Source organism: Campylobacter ornithocola, assembly GCF_013201605.1.
GTDB lineage: Bacteria > Campylobacterota > Campylobacteria > Campylobacterales > Campylobacteraceae > Campylobacter_D > Campylobacter_D ornithocola.
In genome coordinates this window covers 108,487-124,349 of sequence record NZ_CP053848.1, presented here as the reverse complement: position 1 = coordinate 124,349, position 15,863 = coordinate 108,487, and the positions used below count along the sequence as shown (strand labels likewise).

Annotated in this window: 19 protein-coding genes; 9 read left to right on the top strand and 10 right to left on the bottom strand. The window is 27.7% G+C overall.

Annotated elements, in window-relative coordinates; translation table 11 throughout:
* Both lpoB and CORN_RS00680 read left to right on the top strand, forming a co-directional pair.
* Positions 1-621 (top strand): penicillin-binding protein activator LpoB, encoded by a 621-nt coding sequence (gene lpoB / locus CORN_RS00685; RefSeq protein WP_066007822.1) that lies wholly within the window; start codon positions 1-3, stop codon positions 619-621.
* Positions 615-1,490 (top strand): hypothetical protein, encoded by an 876-nt coding sequence (locus CORN_RS00680; protein WP_066007820.1) that lies wholly within the window; start codon positions 615-617, stop codon positions 1,488-1,490. The genes lpoB and CORN_RS00680 overlap by 7 nt, the downstream gene beginning before the upstream one ends.
* Here CORN_RS00680 and CORN_RS00675 read toward each other — a convergent pair.
* On the bottom strand, positions 1,474-2,331 hold the full coding sequence (locus CORN_RS00675) for a radical SAM/SPASM domain-containing protein (RefSeq protein WP_066007818.1): 858 nt from the start codon (positions 2,329-2,331) through the stop codon (positions 1,474-1,476). The two genes, CORN_RS00680 and CORN_RS00675, sit on opposite strands and share 17 nt — an antisense overlap.
* Positions 2,321-3,349, bottom strand: coding sequence for an A/G-specific adenine glycosylase (gene mutY, locus CORN_RS00670; RefSeq protein ID WP_066007816.1), 1,029 nt, complete (start codon positions 3,347-3,349; stop codon positions 2,321-2,323). The genes CORN_RS00675 and mutY overlap by 11 nt, the downstream gene beginning before the upstream one ends.
* 91 nt (positions 3,350-3,440) lie before the next feature.
* Here mutY and CORN_RS00665 point away from each other — a divergent pair, with 91 nt between their 5' ends.
* The 6 genes from CORN_RS00665 (at position 3,441) to CORN_RS00640 (ending at position 7,673) form a co-directional block, all read left to right on the top strand.
* Positions 3,441-4,190, top strand: coding sequence for an SIMPL domain-containing protein (locus CORN_RS00665; RefSeq protein WP_066007815.1), 750 nt, complete (start codon positions 3,441-3,443; stop codon positions 4,188-4,190).
* 63 nt (positions 4,191-4,253) lie between these two features.
* Entirely contained in the window at positions 4,254-4,673 is a 420-nt protein-coding gene (locus CORN_RS00660; RefSeq protein ID WP_066007813.1) for a DUF1104 domain-containing protein, read from the top strand.
* Between the two features lies 1 nt (position 4,674).
* The gene (locus CORN_RS00655) at positions 4,675-5,361 is read left to right on the top strand and encodes a response regulator transcription factor (protein ID WP_066007812.1); all 687 of its coding nucleotides are present in this window, start codon (positions 4,675-4,677) and stop codon (positions 5,359-5,361) included.
* On the top strand, positions 5,351-6,664 hold the full coding sequence (locus tag CORN_RS00650; RefSeq protein WP_066007808.1) for a sensor histidine kinase: 1,314 nt from the start codon (positions 5,351-5,353) through the stop codon (positions 6,662-6,664). The genes CORN_RS00655 and CORN_RS00650 overlap by 11 nt, the downstream gene beginning before the upstream one ends.
* 3 nt (positions 6,665-6,667) lie before the next feature.
* A complete protein-coding gene (ung, locus tag CORN_RS00645) occupies positions 6,668-7,357 on the top strand; it encodes a uracil-DNA glycosylase (RefSeq protein ID WP_066007806.1) in 690 nt (229 codons plus the stop codon).
* 49 nt (positions 7,358-7,406) lie between these two features.
* Positions 7,407-7,673, top strand: coding sequence for a TFIIB-type zinc ribbon-containing protein (locus tag CORN_RS00640; protein ID WP_066007804.1), 267 nt, complete (start codon positions 7,407-7,409; stop codon positions 7,671-7,673).
* Between the two features lie 22 nt (positions 7,674-7,695).
* Here CORN_RS00640 and CORN_RS00635 read toward each other — a convergent pair whose 3' ends face one another.
* Positions 7,696-8,532 carry an NHL repeat-containing protein gene (locus tag CORN_RS00635; protein ID WP_066007803.1) on the bottom strand — a complete coding sequence of 279 codons (837 nt, stop codon included), beginning with the start codon at positions 8,530-8,532 and terminating at the stop codon, positions 7,696-7,698.
* Positions 8,533-8,597: 65 nt separating this feature from the next.
* Entirely contained in the window at positions 8,598-9,476 is an 879-nt protein-coding gene (locus CORN_RS00630) for a helix-turn-helix domain-containing protein (protein WP_094750296.1), read from the bottom strand.
* 103 nt (positions 9,477-9,579) lie between these two features.
* Here CORN_RS00630 and CORN_RS00625 point away from each other — a divergent pair, with 103 nt between their 5' ends.
* The gene (locus CORN_RS00625) at positions 9,580-10,119 is read left to right on the top strand and encodes a superoxide dismutase family protein (RefSeq protein ID WP_066007802.1); all 540 of its coding nucleotides are present in this window, start codon (positions 9,580-9,582) and stop codon (positions 10,117-10,119) included.
* Positions 10,120-10,148: 29 nt separating this feature from the next.
* Here CORN_RS00625 and CORN_RS00620 read toward each other — a convergent pair whose 3' ends face one another.
* Genes CORN_RS00620 through tkt form a run of 6 tightly spaced genes read right to left on the bottom strand, consistent with a single transcriptional unit; the run spans position 10,149 to position 15,861 of the window.
* Positions 10,149-10,670, bottom strand: a complete 522-nt coding sequence (locus tag CORN_RS00620) for a flagellar FLiS export co-chaperone (protein WP_066007800.1) — start codon at positions 10,668-10,670, stop codon at positions 10,149-10,151.
* Between the two features lie 43 nt (positions 10,671-10,713).
* Complete coding sequence (locus tag CORN_RS00615; RefSeq protein WP_066007798.1) at positions 10,714-11,307, bottom strand: ABC-type transport auxiliary lipoprotein family protein; 594 nt, start codon at positions 11,305-11,307, stop codon at positions 10,714-10,716.
* A 1-nt stretch (position 11,308) separates the two neighbouring features.
* Complete coding sequence (locus tag CORN_RS00610) at positions 11,309-12,136, bottom strand: MlaD family protein (protein ID WP_066007797.1); 828 nt, start codon at positions 12,134-12,136, stop codon at positions 11,309-11,311.
* A complete protein-coding gene (locus CORN_RS00605; protein WP_066007796.1) occupies positions 12,136-12,858 on the bottom strand; it encodes an ABC transporter ATP-binding protein in 723 nt (240 codons plus the stop codon). The genes CORN_RS00610 and CORN_RS00605 overlap by 1 nt, the downstream gene beginning before the upstream one ends.
* Positions 12,855-13,967 (bottom strand): MlaE family lipid ABC transporter permease subunit, encoded by a 1,113-nt coding sequence (locus tag CORN_RS00600; protein ID WP_066007792.1) that lies wholly within the window; start codon positions 13,965-13,967, stop codon positions 12,855-12,857. Before CORN_RS00600 ends, CORN_RS00605 begins: the two co-directional genes overlap by 4 nt.
* Positions 13,957-15,861, bottom strand: a complete 1,905-nt coding sequence (gene tkt / locus CORN_RS00595; protein ID WP_066007788.1) for a transketolase — start codon at positions 15,859-15,861, stop codon at positions 13,957-13,959. Before tkt ends, CORN_RS00600 begins: the two co-directional genes overlap by 11 nt.
* Positions 15,862-15,863 lie beyond the last annotated feature (2 nt).

Genomic DNA, 15,863 nt, shown 5'->3' with positions numbered 1-15,863 from the left:
ATGAAAAAAAGTTTGTTTTTTATGTTTTTTGCACTTTTGATTTTTAGTGCTTGTTCTTCACAACCAAAATACACCGATGGCAAAGCTTCGCAAAAAGTTCAAGGTGATGCACTTACTTTGGGGCTTGATAGAGAAGACTTTGAAAAAACCGCTGAAGATATGATACAAAGCTTACTTAATGACCCTGCTTTTGCGAATTTAAACAACTCCAATAGAAAAGTTGTTGCTATAGGAAAAATCATTAATGATACCCCGCAAAGAATAGATACAGATAAACTTACTGCAAAAATAACCATAGCTTTAAGAAAATCTGGTAAATTTATACTTACAACTGCCATAGCAGCAGGTGGAGCAAAAGATAACCTATCTCATGATGTAAGAGATTTAAGAGACAATGAAGAATTTAATCAAAACTCCATAGCTAAAAAAGGTACACTTTTAGCTCCTAATTTCTCACTTTCAGGTAAAATTAGACAAGATACAGTAAAACTATACAATGGTAAAATTCAAACTGAGTATTTTTTTCATTTAATTCTCACTGATTTAAATAGTGGCTTAGCTTTTTGGGAAGATGAAAAAACTATTAATAAAACAGGCAAAGGTAAAAGCGTAACATGGTAAAAAAACTACTAATACTTTTTTTCACTCTTATTTGTCTTTGTCAAGCACAAAGTGTCTTAAATAAAGAAAGCTATGGCGAAGGTTTTGGAAGCACAAGGAATGAAGCAATAAAAAATGCTATTAATGAAGCTCTAGGAAAAATGGAAGGTTTAAAACAAGTCAAACTTGAAAAATTTAAATTTAGTTTCAATGGAAATTTTAATATAGGCTATGATGAAGAAATTGATTTAGTCAGCAATGGAGTTTTTAATAGTTACGATATCAAATCTTTAACTCAAACAAATCAAAATGAATTTCATGCAAAAGTTGTAATTTACAAAAAAATTTATAGTGAAAAAAATCTTGAAGACAAAAGCTCTTTAATCATCATTAACAAAGTTGAAGATGAACTTTCCGCCAAATTTGAACAAGAACTTTTAAGTGTTTTACTTCAAAGTAAAAAATTTAGAATTTTAGATAGAGTTAATCTTGATCTTTATAATCAAGAAAAATCCTTACTTATTAAAAATGCAAGTGATGATGAACTTGTTAAACTTTATAATGTTTTAGGGGCTGATTTTTTACTCATTTTAAATCCTAAAATAGAACAAATACAAAATGAAATCAATACTCAAGCTTATAATATTAACATCGATTATCGTTTAATAGAATTTGCAACAACCCAAATCAAAGCTTCTAATGCCTTGGAATTTAAAATGAGTTCTACAAGCAACTCAAGTAGACAAAAAGCCCTTAGAGGTATAGCCACAAAAATCACCGATGATATTTTTAAGCACTCCAAGGATAGCGAAGAAAAAGAAGAAGTGGAACAGGGACTTGATATGAACTATCAAATCAACAATGAAGGTGGAATTAATTTAGGTTTTTAACTTTCAAAAATTCACACCTTTTACAAAGTTCAGCTTTTAAAATTCCTTGCTTAAAACATTTCCTTAATTCTATATATAAAGGAGATTTTAAAAGCTCACTAAAATCTTTCTCAAAACAATTTCCAAGTTTTATATCTGCTTTAACATCTAGACAACAAGGCACTAAAATTCCATCACTTAAAATAGCAATTTGACCATTTAAAGCATAACAATATCCTTTCTCTCTAATAACCTCATCTTTCAAAGAAGGCCATTTAAAAAGTTTAGCTTGATGTAAAATAATATGCCTTTCTAAACGATTTTTTGTTTTTTGTTTTTGAATTTTTACTTTAAAAATTTGCTCTAAAAAATCATAAATTTTATCATTTTCTAAAGGTGGTATAAAATTTTTATCTAAATTCCAAAGTCTTAGATTAACAAAAGATTTTTTTTCTCTTTGTAAATGTAAAGAAATTAACTTTAAAATAGGGTCAAAATATTCTTCCAACTTTATTTTACTTTGTGATAAAAAAGCCCCTAAAGAAATATTAATTTGATGGATATTTTTAGAATTTAAAATCAAGTTTATTTTTTCATCATCAAAATAAAATCCACTTGTAGTAAGCTCTATTGGCATATTATATTTCATAGCAATATCTAAATAATCTTTCAAATTTGTAATTTTTAAAGGATCCCCAAGAACATGAAAAGTAAAAAGTCTAGCTTGCCTATATACACTTTTGCAAATTTTTTCAAAATTCACAAGACTCATTTGCTTTCTTTGAGCTTTTTGAGCGGGGCAAAAATCACACTTTAAACCACAAATATCACTTAATTCTATATATATTTTTTCAAATCGCATAAGCACTCTTTTTTAAAACATCAAATGCTTTTACAGCAAGTTTTGAAATTGCAATATACTCCAAATCTTTATAGGTGAATGCTTTTGCTTTAATATCTTCGAAATTGTCATCTTTTAAAAAATACACCTTGACATTGATTTTATATTTAGTATAAAAATGTTTAAATTCACCTATAAATTTTGCGTTTTTTTGATTTTTATATTCTAAAAAATTATATAAATTAAAATATAATTTTTCTTTACTTTTAATAAGCAAAAATTTATTATTTTTTTGAACTATAAGTATTTTTAAAATAATATTTTCATATCGAATTTTTTTGGTGATATTAAATTTTTTATATTCGTTTTTTCCACTACAAAAGCTTTCTAAAGGACAAAATTCACATTTTGCATTTTTAGGCAAACAAACCAAAGCCCCTATATCCAATAAAGCTTGATTATGATCAAATGCATTATCATAGTTTAAAAATTCTTCTGCTTTTTGTGTCAAAAGCTTTAAACTAGGATTTTGCAAACTATAAAACCTACTTAAAACTCTTTTAATATTTGCATCAACAAAAGCCATAGTTTGCAAAAAACCAAAACAAGCTATGGCACCAGCTGTATATTCTCCAATGCCAGGAAGTTTTTGAAGCTCTCTCCTATCGTAAGGTAATTGTGCATTAAATTTTTGCACACAAATTTTTGCACTTTTGTGTAAATTTCTAGCTCTAGTATAATATCCCAATCCTTGCCAAGCTTTTAAAACCTCATCTTCACTTGCTTTTGCAAGAATTTTTAAAGAAGGAAATTTAACTAAAAATTGAAAATAATAATTTTGCAAAACACTCTTAACCTGAGTTTGTTGCAACATAATTTCACTAATATAAACTGCATAAGCAATGTCAATATTTTGTAACTTTTTTAAATCATTTTTATTAGCGTATTTTTTATACTCATCATGTAAAACACGCCAAGGTAAATTCTTTCTACCATTTTGATGATACCAATGTAAAATACTTTGATGAATTTTTTCCATAAAACTTTCTTTGTTTTTAAAAAATTATACAATCAATTCTTAAAAGCTTTGTGCTAAAATTAAAAAAATATTTTAAAAAAGGAAGTGCTTAATGAAAAGTTTTTTTAAAGGATTAGGTTTAGGATTGTTATGTTTGTTATTATTTATCTTGGGTGTTGTTTTTAATACCGAATTTCTAGGTTTAAAAAATCAAAAACAAGGATTGGAATTTTCAAGAAATATAGAAGTATCCAATGAAATTACACCAAATATCTACAATGCTGTGTTAAATTTTAGTGCTAGCGAGGAGCTTAGTAATAAAACCACAATCTCACAAGAAGAAAAAAATCATATAGCTAAAACTTTCAAAGAACTTTCAGAGCGCATAGCAAAAGAAAATTTTTGTAAAGGTGGTAGTTACACGCTAGAACCAAGTTATAACTACTATCAAGGACAAAAGACATTTAATGGATATAAATTATACTCTGATTTTATCTGCCAAATTCCACAAGACAAAAATAAAGAATACGAGCAACTTGTTAAAGACATAGAAAATATTAGCACTACTAATACCTTTATTTCTTTTAACACCAAAGCCTTACAAGCTAGTTTTGATAAAACGATTTTAGAAACAAATAAAGAAAAATTATACGATCTTGCGCTAACAAAAGCATTTGAAAAGACTCAGTATTATTCTAAAACTTTAGCAAAATCTTGTAAAATAAAAAATATTTATTTTGATGGAAATAATATAAGAAATTTTAGCTCAAGCCTAGCTAAAACTGCTGATAGCATAGTTTTACCTATTATTAAAAACGAAAAACAAACTCTCAGTGCTGTTGTAGTTTTTGAATGTCAATAAATTTCATTTTTACTTTATTTTGAGGTTTTATAATTCCTTATCATTTATTTAAAGGAGAAAAAAATGAAAAAAACTATAAGTTTGTTTATTGTGAGTTCTTTAGTTGCTACTTTAGCTTTAAGTGCTGATTTTTCAAAAAAAAGCAATGATGAAATCTTAAATCTTGCAAAAAGTGTTACAGCACAAGATCAAGCAGATTTAATGATAGAAATGCGAAAAAGAATGAGTGAAATGAAATATAACGATGCGCAAGAATATCACTATCAATTTAGAAACAATTTAAGGCAAAATATTTCTAAGTTAAATCCAGAAGAAAGAATTCAAAGAAGAGCTATTGTACAACAAAACATGCAAGATATAACTGACAAAATGAATGGCAAAGAAATAAGAGAACTTAATCTACACCATAGAGGTTATTCTAAAGGTATGCATCATAGGGGTTATCATTTCCAAGCACAGCCATATGATTGCCCAATGAGATAAAATGTCTGCTAAAATTTTACTTTTAGAGGATGATTTAAGTTTAAATGAAATTATCGCCGATGCTTTAGAAGATGAGGGTTTTACGGTTTCTTGTGCATATGACGCACAAGAAGCCCTAGAAAAAGCATATGAAAAAAATTTTGATCTTTGGATTTTTGATGTAAAAGTTCCAAAGGGCAATGGATTTGAAATTTTAAAAGAACTTAGAGAGAGCTCTAAAAACACTCCAGCTATATTTTTAACTTCCCTCTCGATGCTTGATGATGTTAAACAAGGATTTTTAGCAGGTTGCGATGATTATATTAAAAAGCCATTTGATATAGATGAGCTAGTTATTCGTGTAAAAAATATTATTAAAAGAAATTTTAATCACCAAAAAGAAGATTTAATTTCACTAAATTCTTCAAAAAACATCTCTTTTGATCCTATCAATAAAACTCTTTATCAAAATGAAGAAATTATCAATTTAACAAACAAAGAAAAAGAACTTCTGGCATTACTTTTAAAAAAACGTCCGCATTTTGTAAGTATTGAAAAAATTTTTGATGAAATTTGGACTTTTGATGAAGAACCAACTATCATGAGCCTTAGAGTTTATATAAAAAATCTAAGAAAAATTTTAGGAAAAGATATTATTATCAATCAAAGAAACATAGGTTATGCTGTTAGGCTAGAAAATGAAAAGTGAAAATTTCAATAATACCATCTTTAAAATTCTAGCACTTTATATCATCACTAGTGGATTTTTTCTCACTATATTTTTCATTACTTTTTATCAAAAAGAAGCAAGTTATATTCGCTTAAATCAACTCACGCATATATACACTCATCATAATTATATTTTACAAAATATCATAGAATCAAGACATAATCAAATTCCGCTAGAAAAAATCAACTTTACTGATATTTCTAATAAACTTAATACTTCATTTGCTATTATCGTAGATAATCAGATTATATTTAGCAATCTTTCTTTTGATGCTTTTGGAATTTTAAACCAACTTAAAAAAAATGATTTTATTTATACTAAAAATCAAAAATTATTTATAGATTTTCTAAGAGTTCGAAATCTTGATGCCTATATAGATAGCGATAATACAAAAAAACCTAGACATTATTTTAAATTTTTAAGACATAAAAATATTCACATTATAATAGAAGCAAATGATCTTGGTTTTCAAAAAGAACAATATAGAAAAGATAATTATAATAATATCAATATCAATGATTTCTCCAAAGAGTTATGGAAATTAAAATTAAAAACTATTTTTTATACACTTATTTGTATTACATTGCTTGCAATTATTGCTTATGTGTTAATATTGTTTGTGTTTAAAAATATAAAAGAACAATTTAACGCTTTAAATGATTTTATCAAAGATACTACTCACGAAATTAATACACCATTAAGTGTAATTTTAGCTAGTGTAAAAAAATTTGATGATACAAATTTAAATCAAAATAACATAAAAAAACTAAATCACATTAAATTAGCTAGTAAAAATCTAAATCACATCTACCAAAATCTTATAGCTTTAAATTTTTTTATACAAAAAAATAATACAAAAGAAAACATCAATTTAAAAGAGTTAATCGAACAAAGAATAGAATATTTTGAAATTTTAATCACACAAAAAAATCTTATTTTAGAAACAAATCTTTCAGAGCAATTTTTTTATGCAAATAAAGAAGAAATACAAATTTTATTTGACAATCTTTTAAGCAATGCTATAAAATACACCAACTCTTTTAAAAAAATATATATTTTACTAAGCCAAAACACGTTAATCATTAAAGATGAAGGACAAGGAATGAGCCAAAAAGAAATGGCACAAATTTTTACTCGCTATAAGCGATTTAATCAAGATCAAGGTGGTTTTGGCATAGGTTTAAATTTAGTCAAACAAATAGCAGATAAAAACAATATTGACATTAAAATATTAAGTGAAGAAAATAAAGGAAGCGAATTTATACTTTCTTGGCAAGGATAAAATATGGAAATTAATTTAGAAAAAATAAAAATGAATGAAGATTGGAAAGAATTTTTAAAAGATGAATTTTTAAAATCATATTTTTTAGACATAAAAGTCAAATATATTAAAACCCTACATGAAGGTAAAACCATATATCCACCAGCAAATCTAATATTTAATGCTTTTAATCTCACTCCTTTAAAAGATTTAAAAATTATAATTTTAGGTCAAGATCCCTATCACAATCCAAATCAAGCTATGGGATTAAGCTTTAGTGTGCCAATAGGAATTAAAATCCCCCCATCTTTGCTTAATATCTACAAAGAAATACAAGATGATTTAAATATTCCTATAGCAAAGCATGGAGATCTTAGCAAATGGGCTAAACAGGGAATTTTACTCTTAAATTCTATTTTGAGTGTAGAAGCTAATAAACCCACTTCTCATGCAAATTTTGGATGGCAAAATTTCACAGATGCAGTTATTGCAAAACTAAGTCAAGAAAAAGAAGGTTTGATATTTTTACTTTGGGGAACTTATGCTAGAAATAAAAAAAATTTAATCGATGCTCAAAAACATTACATTTTAGAAGCAGCACATCCTTCTCCTTTAGCTAGAAATGCTTTTTTAGGCTGTAAGCATTTTTCAAAAAGTAATGAAATTTTACTAAAACTCGGCAAAACATCTATTGATTGGAATTTAAACTCATAATTTACCTTAAAACTATATACTTTGTAAAATTTTGAATAAAAGGAAAAAAATGAATTGTCCAGTTTGTGAAAACACAGCTTTAATGATGAGTGAAAGGAATGGTGTTGAAATTGATTATTGCCCAAAATGTCGTGGAGTTTGGCTTGATCGTGGTGAACTTGATAAAATTATAGAAAGAAATGCTACTCAAAACATTCAAAGTACTCAGCAAAATTATAGTCATCAAAACTACAACCAACAAGCAAATTATCATCACAACAATGGTTATAAGTATAAAAAGAAAGAAAGTTGGCTTGGAGAATTATTTGACTTTTAAGCCCTAAAAGGCTTAAAAGTTTTTATAATTTTACTTTAATTAAAGTGTTTTCTGCCATTTTCGGCACCCATAAATATTTGCCATCAAAAAACATATCTGCAGGACCTTTTATAGAATCTAAATCTAGTTTTATCTCTTTATTATCTTTTAAAGAATAAATATATCCTTGCAGATCTTTACCCCAGCTTGATACTAAAAGATTTTTACTTTGATCAAATACTATACCATCAAATTGTTCTATTTTGTTGCTTAATTCTTGAATTTTCTTTGTATTTAAATCAATACTAATGATTTTTCCACCTGTTTTATCACTTGGATCATAACCTGCTACAAATAAAGTATTCTTATCTATCAATAATCCATTTGGACCACCATATTTTGAATCTAAATGGATAAAGTTTTCATATTTTTTATCTTTTAAAAACACCTTATGGATATATCCTGTTCCTGTATCACTAACTAGCAATGTGTTATTATTTAACACTACTATATCATTTAAAAATACTGCATTTTTTATAGGGAGTTTAAAAATTTCTTTTTTGTTTTTTACATTAAAACCATAAACAATATCAATATCTACTACATATAAAATATCGCCTATTTTAGACATACCCTTTGGTGCATTAAGATTTTTGATAAATTCTAATTCTACAATTTTTCCATCACTGTCTAATTTTGAGATAAAACCATCGTTGTCTTTGTTTAGTGGAGTTAATTCTTTTCCTACATTAGACACATAAACTACACTTTCATCAACATATATACTCTCAGGATGAGCAAAACCTTTAAATTCTTGAACCTCTAAAGCACTCGCACTGCAAAATGCAAATAAAGCCAAAGTCAAAATACTTTTTTTCATATTGTTACCTTTCTTAATTTTTATCAATAAATTCTAATACAATTTCAAAATAAAATCTATCACTTTTAAGATAAAAAATATAAGTTTTTTGATTTTTGCTCTTGTTTTGGAGTAACACCATATCTTTTTTTATATCTTGCTATAAACCAAGCAGGAGAATTAAATCCAAGTTCACTACAAATTTGAGTAATATTTTTTGTAGAAAATTCTAGTAAAAATTTGGCTTTTTCAAAGCGTTTATTATCAAGCCATTCTTTAGGACTTATTCCAAAACTTTGCTTAAAATTACGACTAAAACTTGCCATATCCATTTTGCTAAATCTAGCCATAGAAGCCACATTTTCAAAATCATTCTGGCAATATAAAAACATCTTGTAAAGATCTAATTTAAAACTATTTAAAATAGTTTTTAAAAAAGCCAAAAATTCTGCATTATCTTCACTATACAATAAAGATAAAAATAATTCTTCAAATTTTAATCTAAGCAAATATTCATTATTTCTAGAAGCATTTATATAAAGCAAAAAAGATTGAAAAATACTTTTAGTTACAGAATCTATTTTTAAACTAAATAAACTTTTGGCGCATTTTAATGAATTTAACTTACAAATTAATTCTTGATATTTAAATACAAACTCTATCAAAATACTCTCTTTAAAACATAAAATAATAGACTCATATATGTTTTCGCTATTTAAATAATCTCTGATAGAAAAAGAATTTTTTGTAAAAAAAGCAAGTTCATCTTTTTTTATACTAAAATGATTATCAATAGTATAAATACTTTTAGAGCCTTTTAATATAAAAACCATGGCATAATCTTTGAATACAACTTCTTGATTTTTATCATTTAAAGAATTCTTTTGATAATGACATATAGACAACAAAGAATTATTTAAGAAATTTTTACTGACTTTTTCAAAGTCTTTTGGAAAAACCAACATTTGAACCTTTTTATAAGTTTTTTGATTATTATATTTTAAAAAAATAATTTTTTATTAATAATATATGTTACAATAGAATAATTTTTAATAATAAGGAGATAAAATGAAAAAAATTATACTAGGTTCTTTATTAGTATCAAGTTTTTTAATCGGAGCAAATTTGGAAAATTTTGATCCAAAAGCACAAAAAGATCATTTAGTTATCAAAATGGAAATTCTTGATAAAAAAAACAATAAAGAGGCAGGTGAAGTAGTGGCAGTACAAACTCCTTATGGAGTAGCATTTTATCCAAATCTACAAGGTTTAGAAAGTGGAATTCATGGTTTTCATGTTCATGAAAATGCTGATTGTGGTGCAACCGATAAAGGTTTAGGTATGAAAGCAGGTGGACATTGGGATCCTGAAAAAACCGGTGCACATTCAAGTCCATGGGATGATAAAGGTCATAAAGGTGATTTACCACCACTTTATGTAGAAAAAGATGGTAAAGCAATCAATCCTGTGCTTGCACCAAAAATCAAAACTCTTGATGAGCTTAAAAGCCACTCATTAATGATACATTTTGGAGGAGATAATCACAGCGATCATCCTGCAGCGCTTGGCGGAGGTGGTGCTAGAATGGCTTGCGGAGTGATTAAATAACCAATACTAAGGGCTTTTTGCCTTTAGTATTATTTAAAAAGCTTAGTAAAATCAAAGTCATTCATAGAGTCAAAATTTGATCCACCAAAGCTTTGACTAGGAGTATAAGTAGCAATAGCCACTGCAAGCTCTGAAAGCATGGAAGCTATTTCTTCTCTTTTATCTTCTATATAAGCTTTCATACCTTCATAATCACTAGTTTCTAAAATTTTTAAAGGATTGCAAATTTCAAAAGCAAAAGCTTTCGAACCTACATTTACATTGTAATTATTATCAAATAAAGCATTGCCTAAAAATGAGCAATTATCTACTATTTTTAAACTCTCGCTAGCAATTAATACTTTATCTTGCACATCTTCATAATTTTTATCTTCTAAAAGTTTTAAGATTTTTTTCAACGAAGAATCTAAAATTTGCAAAGCTCCAACAAAATCATTTGCATCAGTAATATCTTCACTAAATTTTTGTGTTTGATGTTTTAAATTTACACCATCTATTTTAGAACTTACTTGTCCTAAATGTTTTTGTAAGATTTCTAACTCATCTCTCATAATACACCTTCCTTGTTATTGCTATAACTAGGAAAAGCATTTTTTATTCCAAATTTTGATCTATCCAAGCTCTAAAATCTTTAGCAAGAAACAAAAAAAGTTCATTATAATTTTGGATTAAAACCTCAGGATCATTGTCATTTAGTCTTTTTTCGTAGTAAAAATACCTACTTGCTAAAAGTTTTCTTGTATTTATTTGCACTAAATTTAAACTAATGCCCAATTTTATTTTAGAATGTATCTCATCACTAAAATCTTGCTCTAGTATATCTACTTTACTTTCTAAGATATAATCAGCACTAGCTAAGCTATCTTGATTTAAAACCGCTTTAAATACTCCTAAATCTTGAAGATGAAATTCTAAAAAAGTTTTAATCATCAAAGCAGGATTTTCTTTCCAAAAATGATATGCATATGCATTAACAACATGATCTTTTTTATAAAAAATTTCATTAGTATAAGCCAAACCTTTAGGCAAAGAAACCATGATGGTAGAATTTTTTATCTTGTTTTGAGTTTGCTCTAATTTTTCTAAATTGATACTAAAATACTTATTTGCAGGTAAAGTTTGATTCGGACTAATCAAAGAGCAGGCACTAAAAAAAATAGCTATTAAACTAATATATAAAATTTTCATTTTATTCTCCTGGAGCATATTGAATGGTTTTATCTTTATAAATTACATCTGAAGGATTTTGCTTCAAGTTTTTCAACAATTGAGTAAAATCTAAAAATAAAATTCGTAAAATGTCTAAATTCTCATTTAAGAGCATTCTACTTTTGTTGAACTCATTAAGCTGCTCATTAGCGTTGTTTAAAAAATTTGAAAAATCATCTGAGCTTTTACCAAGCTTAGAACTAGTTTTATTTAAATTTGTTAAAAATACTGGTGTTTGAGCGTTTAAATACATAAAAAAATCTGATGAGTTTTGTAAAATTTGTTCTATATTTTTTAAATTTTTATCACTTAAAAGACTTTCTAGTTTTACTTTTGAAATATTAATAAGTTCTAAAAGATTATTTGCTTGCTTATCTATACTTGTAAAAAAACTTTCTTTTGATTTTATAATAGGATACATATCACCATCTGCCTTTAAAACACTAGCTTCCTCGCTACCACCTGCCAACTGAATAAATTTAAATCCTGTTATACCTTGAATTTGCAAGCTCGCATAAGTATCTGTCTTAACCACTAAATTCGAATCAAGCTTAACTAAAATTTTTACTCTTAGTTGCTTGCTTGAGCTATCTATACTGATATTTTCAACACTTCCTACATCAACGCCTAAAAATTTAACTGGTGCTTTTACACTAAGACCTGCTACAGATTCTTCTATATAAATTTCATAATACTTGAAAGATTTTTCATCTTTTAAATTTCCGTACCAAACTATAAAAAACAAGCTGATAAAAAACAACACACTAACAAAAATTCCTATTAAAATATAATTTGCTTTATTTTCCATTATTGCATAAACCTCTCATAAAGTCTTGAATTTTGTTCTTGTAAGGTTTGAATATTTCCCAAAAAACCTACTTTTTTATCTTCTATAATTAAAAATCTATCTAGTATATTTTTCATACTTTCTTTATCATGAGTAATTAAAATCACACACAATCTAAAACTTTGTTTTAAACTTAAAAGCAACTCATCAAATTCTCTTGAACTATAAGGATCAAGCCCTGAAGTTGGCTCATCCAAAAAAAGTAATTTACTATCAAGCGCCAAAGCTCTAGCTATAGCAACTCTTTTTTTCATACCTCCGCTTAACTCACTTGGATAAAGCTTTGCCACACTTTCATCAAGCCCTACCATTTTAAGCTTCATTATAGCTATTTCTTTAATGTCATTTTTACTAAGCTTTGTGTATTCAACTAAAGGTATACTAATGTTTTCAAGTATATTAAAAAAACTAAATAACGCTCCATATTGAAAAACAACACCCCATTGTTTTTGTAAGAACAAAGCATTTTCATCACTGATATTTTTTAATTTCTTTCCTAGAATTTCATACTCACCATTATCAAAATGCTCAAGCATTAACATTTGTCTTAAAAGCACAGATTTACCACTACCACTACCACCTAAAATACCAAAAATTTCATTATCCTGTACTTCAAAACTAATATCTTCATGAACACATTTGCTTCCAAAATAAGTACTGATATTTTTAGCTTTTATAATCAAAATCCAGCCTTTGTTAAAAATACAGAAAAAATTGCATCAAAAGCTATCACCCAAAAGATAGCATTTACCACACTTTTTGTTGTGTAAATACCTATACTTTCTGTTGTTTTTTGCACAAAAAACCCTCTAAAACAAGCAATAGAAGCAATCAAAAATCCAAAAATAGGTGCTTTTATAAGCCCTATGATGATGTGCTTTAACTCCACTGCCTCTTTAAAACGACTCATAAACTCACTTGCACTAATTTCTAAACTAAACCAAGCAACTATAATTCCACCCAAAACACTCAAAATATCAGCTACTATAACCACTAAAGGCATAGCAAAAGTCAAGGCCAAAACTCTAGGTAAAATGATAAATTCACTTTCTTTAAACCCCATTGTTTTCATAGCATCTATTTCATCAGTAAGCTTCATCACTCCAATTTGAGCCGTGTAAGAACTTGCACTTCTACCTGCAATAACAATAGCACTAATTAATGGTGCAAGTTCTCTAGTAGCAGAAATCCCCATCAAATCTACTATATAAATATTAGCTCCAAATTGTGCAAGTTGATAAGCAGCTTGATAAGCAAGAACTACACCCACAAGCAATGAAGTTAGCATAATAATAGGCAAAGCATTAATAGCACTATTTTCTACATGGTATAAAAATGCTTTAAAACGAAGTTTTTTAGGATTTAAAAGTGTTTTAAAACAAGTATAAATAATAAGCCCTATGAAATTTAAAAACTGCACTAAAAGTGTAAAAGAAACTACAACTTTCTTGCCTAAATTTTCAAAAAAATCTTTAATTGTTTTTTTATCTTCTTGAGTATTATGAAAACTTTTATAGTGTTTTTGACAAAGTTCAAAAAGCTTAGCATGCTCGCTTTTAAGATTTATCCTACTAAATTTATAATCTTTTTGTTTAAGTTCATTTTCTAAAGCTAGAAAATATCTAACTCCTGCAGTATCTATGAAATCTAAATTTGCAAAATCAAAAATAATGTTTTTTTGAGTAGGAAAATCTAATTTTTCAAATTTTCCCACACTAGTTTTATCCCATATACCAAAGACACTAAAAACACATTCTTGGTTTTTAATATCTTTGATGATTTTATTTTTCATTACATAAACTTAAAACATATGAGCTTAATTTCTCCTCGCTAAATCCAAAATGCTCAAATACTTCTTTATCTTTGCCACTTTCACCAAAACTTTCTATACCATAAAGCTCATCGCAAATTCTATACAGTTCGTTTGAGTTTGCAGCTTCCACACCTATAACTTTACCTTGTAAAATTCTTTCTTTGTAAGACTTTTCTTGAGCGATAAATAATTCATAACAAGGCATAGAAACTACATTAACAACTACGCCTTTTTCTTTTAAAATTTTAGCTACTTTTAAACATAATGATACTTCACTACCACTTGCCAAAAGAGTAATTTGTGCATTAGCATTTTCTTCTAATAAATAAGCTCCATTTTCTACATCTCCAAAAACAGATTCATTTAAAGCACTTAATTTTTGACGCGATAAAACAAAAACACTTGGCATATTAGTTTTAAGTGCTATTTGCCATGCTTTTACATTTTCAACCCCATCAGCAGGCCTAAATGTTAATGAATTTGGCATAGCTCTAAAGGTGCTAAGTTGCTCTATAGGTTGATGAGTTGGACCATCTTCACCTACGCCTATACTATCATGAGTAAAGATAAAAAAGTGTTTGATTTTCATCAAAGCTGCTATTCTTGCAGCAGGTTTTAAATATTCGCTAAATATAAAAAATGTAGCACAAAAAGGCATAAATAAACCATATCTTGCAAAAGCATTCGATATAGCAGCCATTGCATGTTCTCTTATACCATAGTGGATATTTTTACCATTTGGAAAATCACCCATATCTTTAAGCTCTGTTTTATTTGATGGACCTAAATCTGCACTACCACCTAAAAATCCTGGCAAAGCTTTAGCTATAGCATTTAAAATTATACCATTACTATCTCTAGTAGCCAAATCTTTTCCTTTAAAATCAGGAAATTGTATTTTTGAAAAATCAGGCTCTAAAAGCTCTTTTAACAAAGCTTGTTTTTCTAAATCTAGCTTATTAACCTTATCTTGCCATTTGGCTTGTGCTAAATCACCAAGTTCTATTGCGGCACTAAAGCGAATTTTAACTTCTTCTGGAATTTCAAAAGTTTTTTGCGGATCAAAACCCAAAGCTTCTTTTGCTTTCTTAATAAGCTCTTCACCCAAAGGTGCTCCGTGAGAATGATGACTTCCTTCAAGCTCCAAAGCTCCCTTAGCTATGGTAGTATGAGCTATAATCAAGCAAGGCTTTTTACTTTCTTTTGCAGTTTTTAATGCTAAGTCAATTTGTTCAAAATCATGTCCATCTATCTCAAGTACTTCAAAATTTTGTGCTCTAAAACGTTCTTTTACATTTTCATTAAAAGCAATAGCCACATCGCCTTCGATTGAAATATTATTGCTATCATAAATGATGATTAAATTATCAAGCTTATGAAGCCCTGCTAAAGAACAAGCCTCATAAGAAATTCCTTCTTGCAAATCTCCATCACCACATAAACAATACACTTTATGATTGATAATATCCTCACCCAAAAGCAAACTTGCTTTTTTAGCTGCCATAGCAAAACCAACTGCATTTGCAATGCCTTGTCCTAAAGGTCCTGTAGCGATTTCAACACCTGGAGTAAAAATTTCAGGGTGACCTGGTGTTTTAGAGTGTAATTGACGGAAATTTTTTAGATCTTCTAAGCTTATATCATAACCACTCAAATGCAAAAAACTATAAAGCAAAGTACTAGCATGACCCCCTGAAAAAACTAATCTATCACGATTTAACCATGTAGGGTCTTTTGGATTATGCACTAAATGAGTACTTAAAACACTCATAATATCTGCTAAACCCATAGGAGCACCTGGATGACCACTATTTGCTTTTTGTATCATATCAGCACATAAAAATCTTATAGTATTGGCTTGTTTTTGTAACATTG

Coding starts and splice junctions, on each gene's coding strand:
- lpoB (WP_066007822.1), top strand. CDS start 1: ATGAAAAAAAGTTTGTTTTTTATGTTTTTTGCACTTTTGATTTTTAGT.
- CORN_RS00680 (WP_066007820.1), top strand. CDS start 615: ATGGTAAAAAAACTACTAATACTTTTTTTCACTCTTATTTGTCTTTGT.
- CORN_RS00675 (WP_066007818.1), bottom strand. CDS start 2,331: ATGCGATTTGAAAAAATATATATAGAATTAAGTGATATTTGTGGTTTA.
- mutY (WP_066007816.1), bottom strand. CDS start 3,349: ATGGAAAAAATTCATCAAAGTATTTTACATTGGTATCATCAAAATGGT.
- CORN_RS00665 (WP_066007815.1), top strand. CDS start 3,441: ATGAAAAGTTTTTTTAAAGGATTAGGTTTAGGATTGTTATGTTTGTTA.
- CORN_RS00660 (WP_066007813.1), top strand. CDS start 4,254: ATGAAAAAAACTATAAGTTTGTTTATTGTGAGTTCTTTAGTTGCTACT.
- CORN_RS00655 (WP_066007812.1), top strand. CDS start 4,675: ATGTCTGCTAAAATTTTACTTTTAGAGGATGATTTAAGTTTAAATGAA.
- CORN_RS00650 (WP_066007808.1), top strand. CDS start 5,351: ATGAAAAGTGAAAATTTCAATAATACCATCTTTAAAATTCTAGCACTT.
- ung (WP_066007806.1), top strand. CDS start 6,668: ATGGAAATTAATTTAGAAAAAATAAAAATGAATGAAGATTGGAAAGAA.
- CORN_RS00640 (WP_066007804.1), top strand. CDS start 7,407: ATGAATTGTCCAGTTTGTGAAAACACAGCTTTAATGATGAGTGAAAGG.
- CORN_RS00635 (WP_066007803.1), bottom strand. CDS start 8,532: ATGAAAAAAAGTATTTTGACTTTGGCTTTATTTGCATTTTGCAGTGCG.
- CORN_RS00630 (WP_094750296.1), bottom strand. CDS start 9,476: ATGTTGGTTTTTCCAAAAGACTTTGAAAAAGTCAGTAAAAATTTCTTA.
- CORN_RS00625 (WP_066007802.1), top strand. CDS start 9,580: ATGAAAAAAATTATACTAGGTTCTTTATTAGTATCAAGTTTTTTAATC.
- CORN_RS00620 (WP_066007800.1), bottom strand. CDS start 10,670: ATGAGAGATGAGTTAGAAATCTTACAAAAACATTTAGGACAAGTAAGT.
- CORN_RS00615 (WP_066007798.1), bottom strand. CDS start 11,307: ATGAAAATTTTATATATTAGTTTAATAGCTATTTTTTTTAGTGCCTGC.
- CORN_RS00610 (WP_066007797.1), bottom strand. CDS start 12,136: ATGGAAAATAAAGCAAATTATATTTTAATAGGAATTTTTGTTAGTGTG.
- CORN_RS00600 (WP_066007792.1), bottom strand. CDS start 13,967: ATGAAAAATAAAATCATCAAAGATATTAAAAACCAAGAATGTGTTTTT.
- tkt (WP_066007788.1), bottom strand. CDS start 15,861: ATGTTACAAAAACAAGCCAATACTATAAGATTTTTATGTGCTGATATG.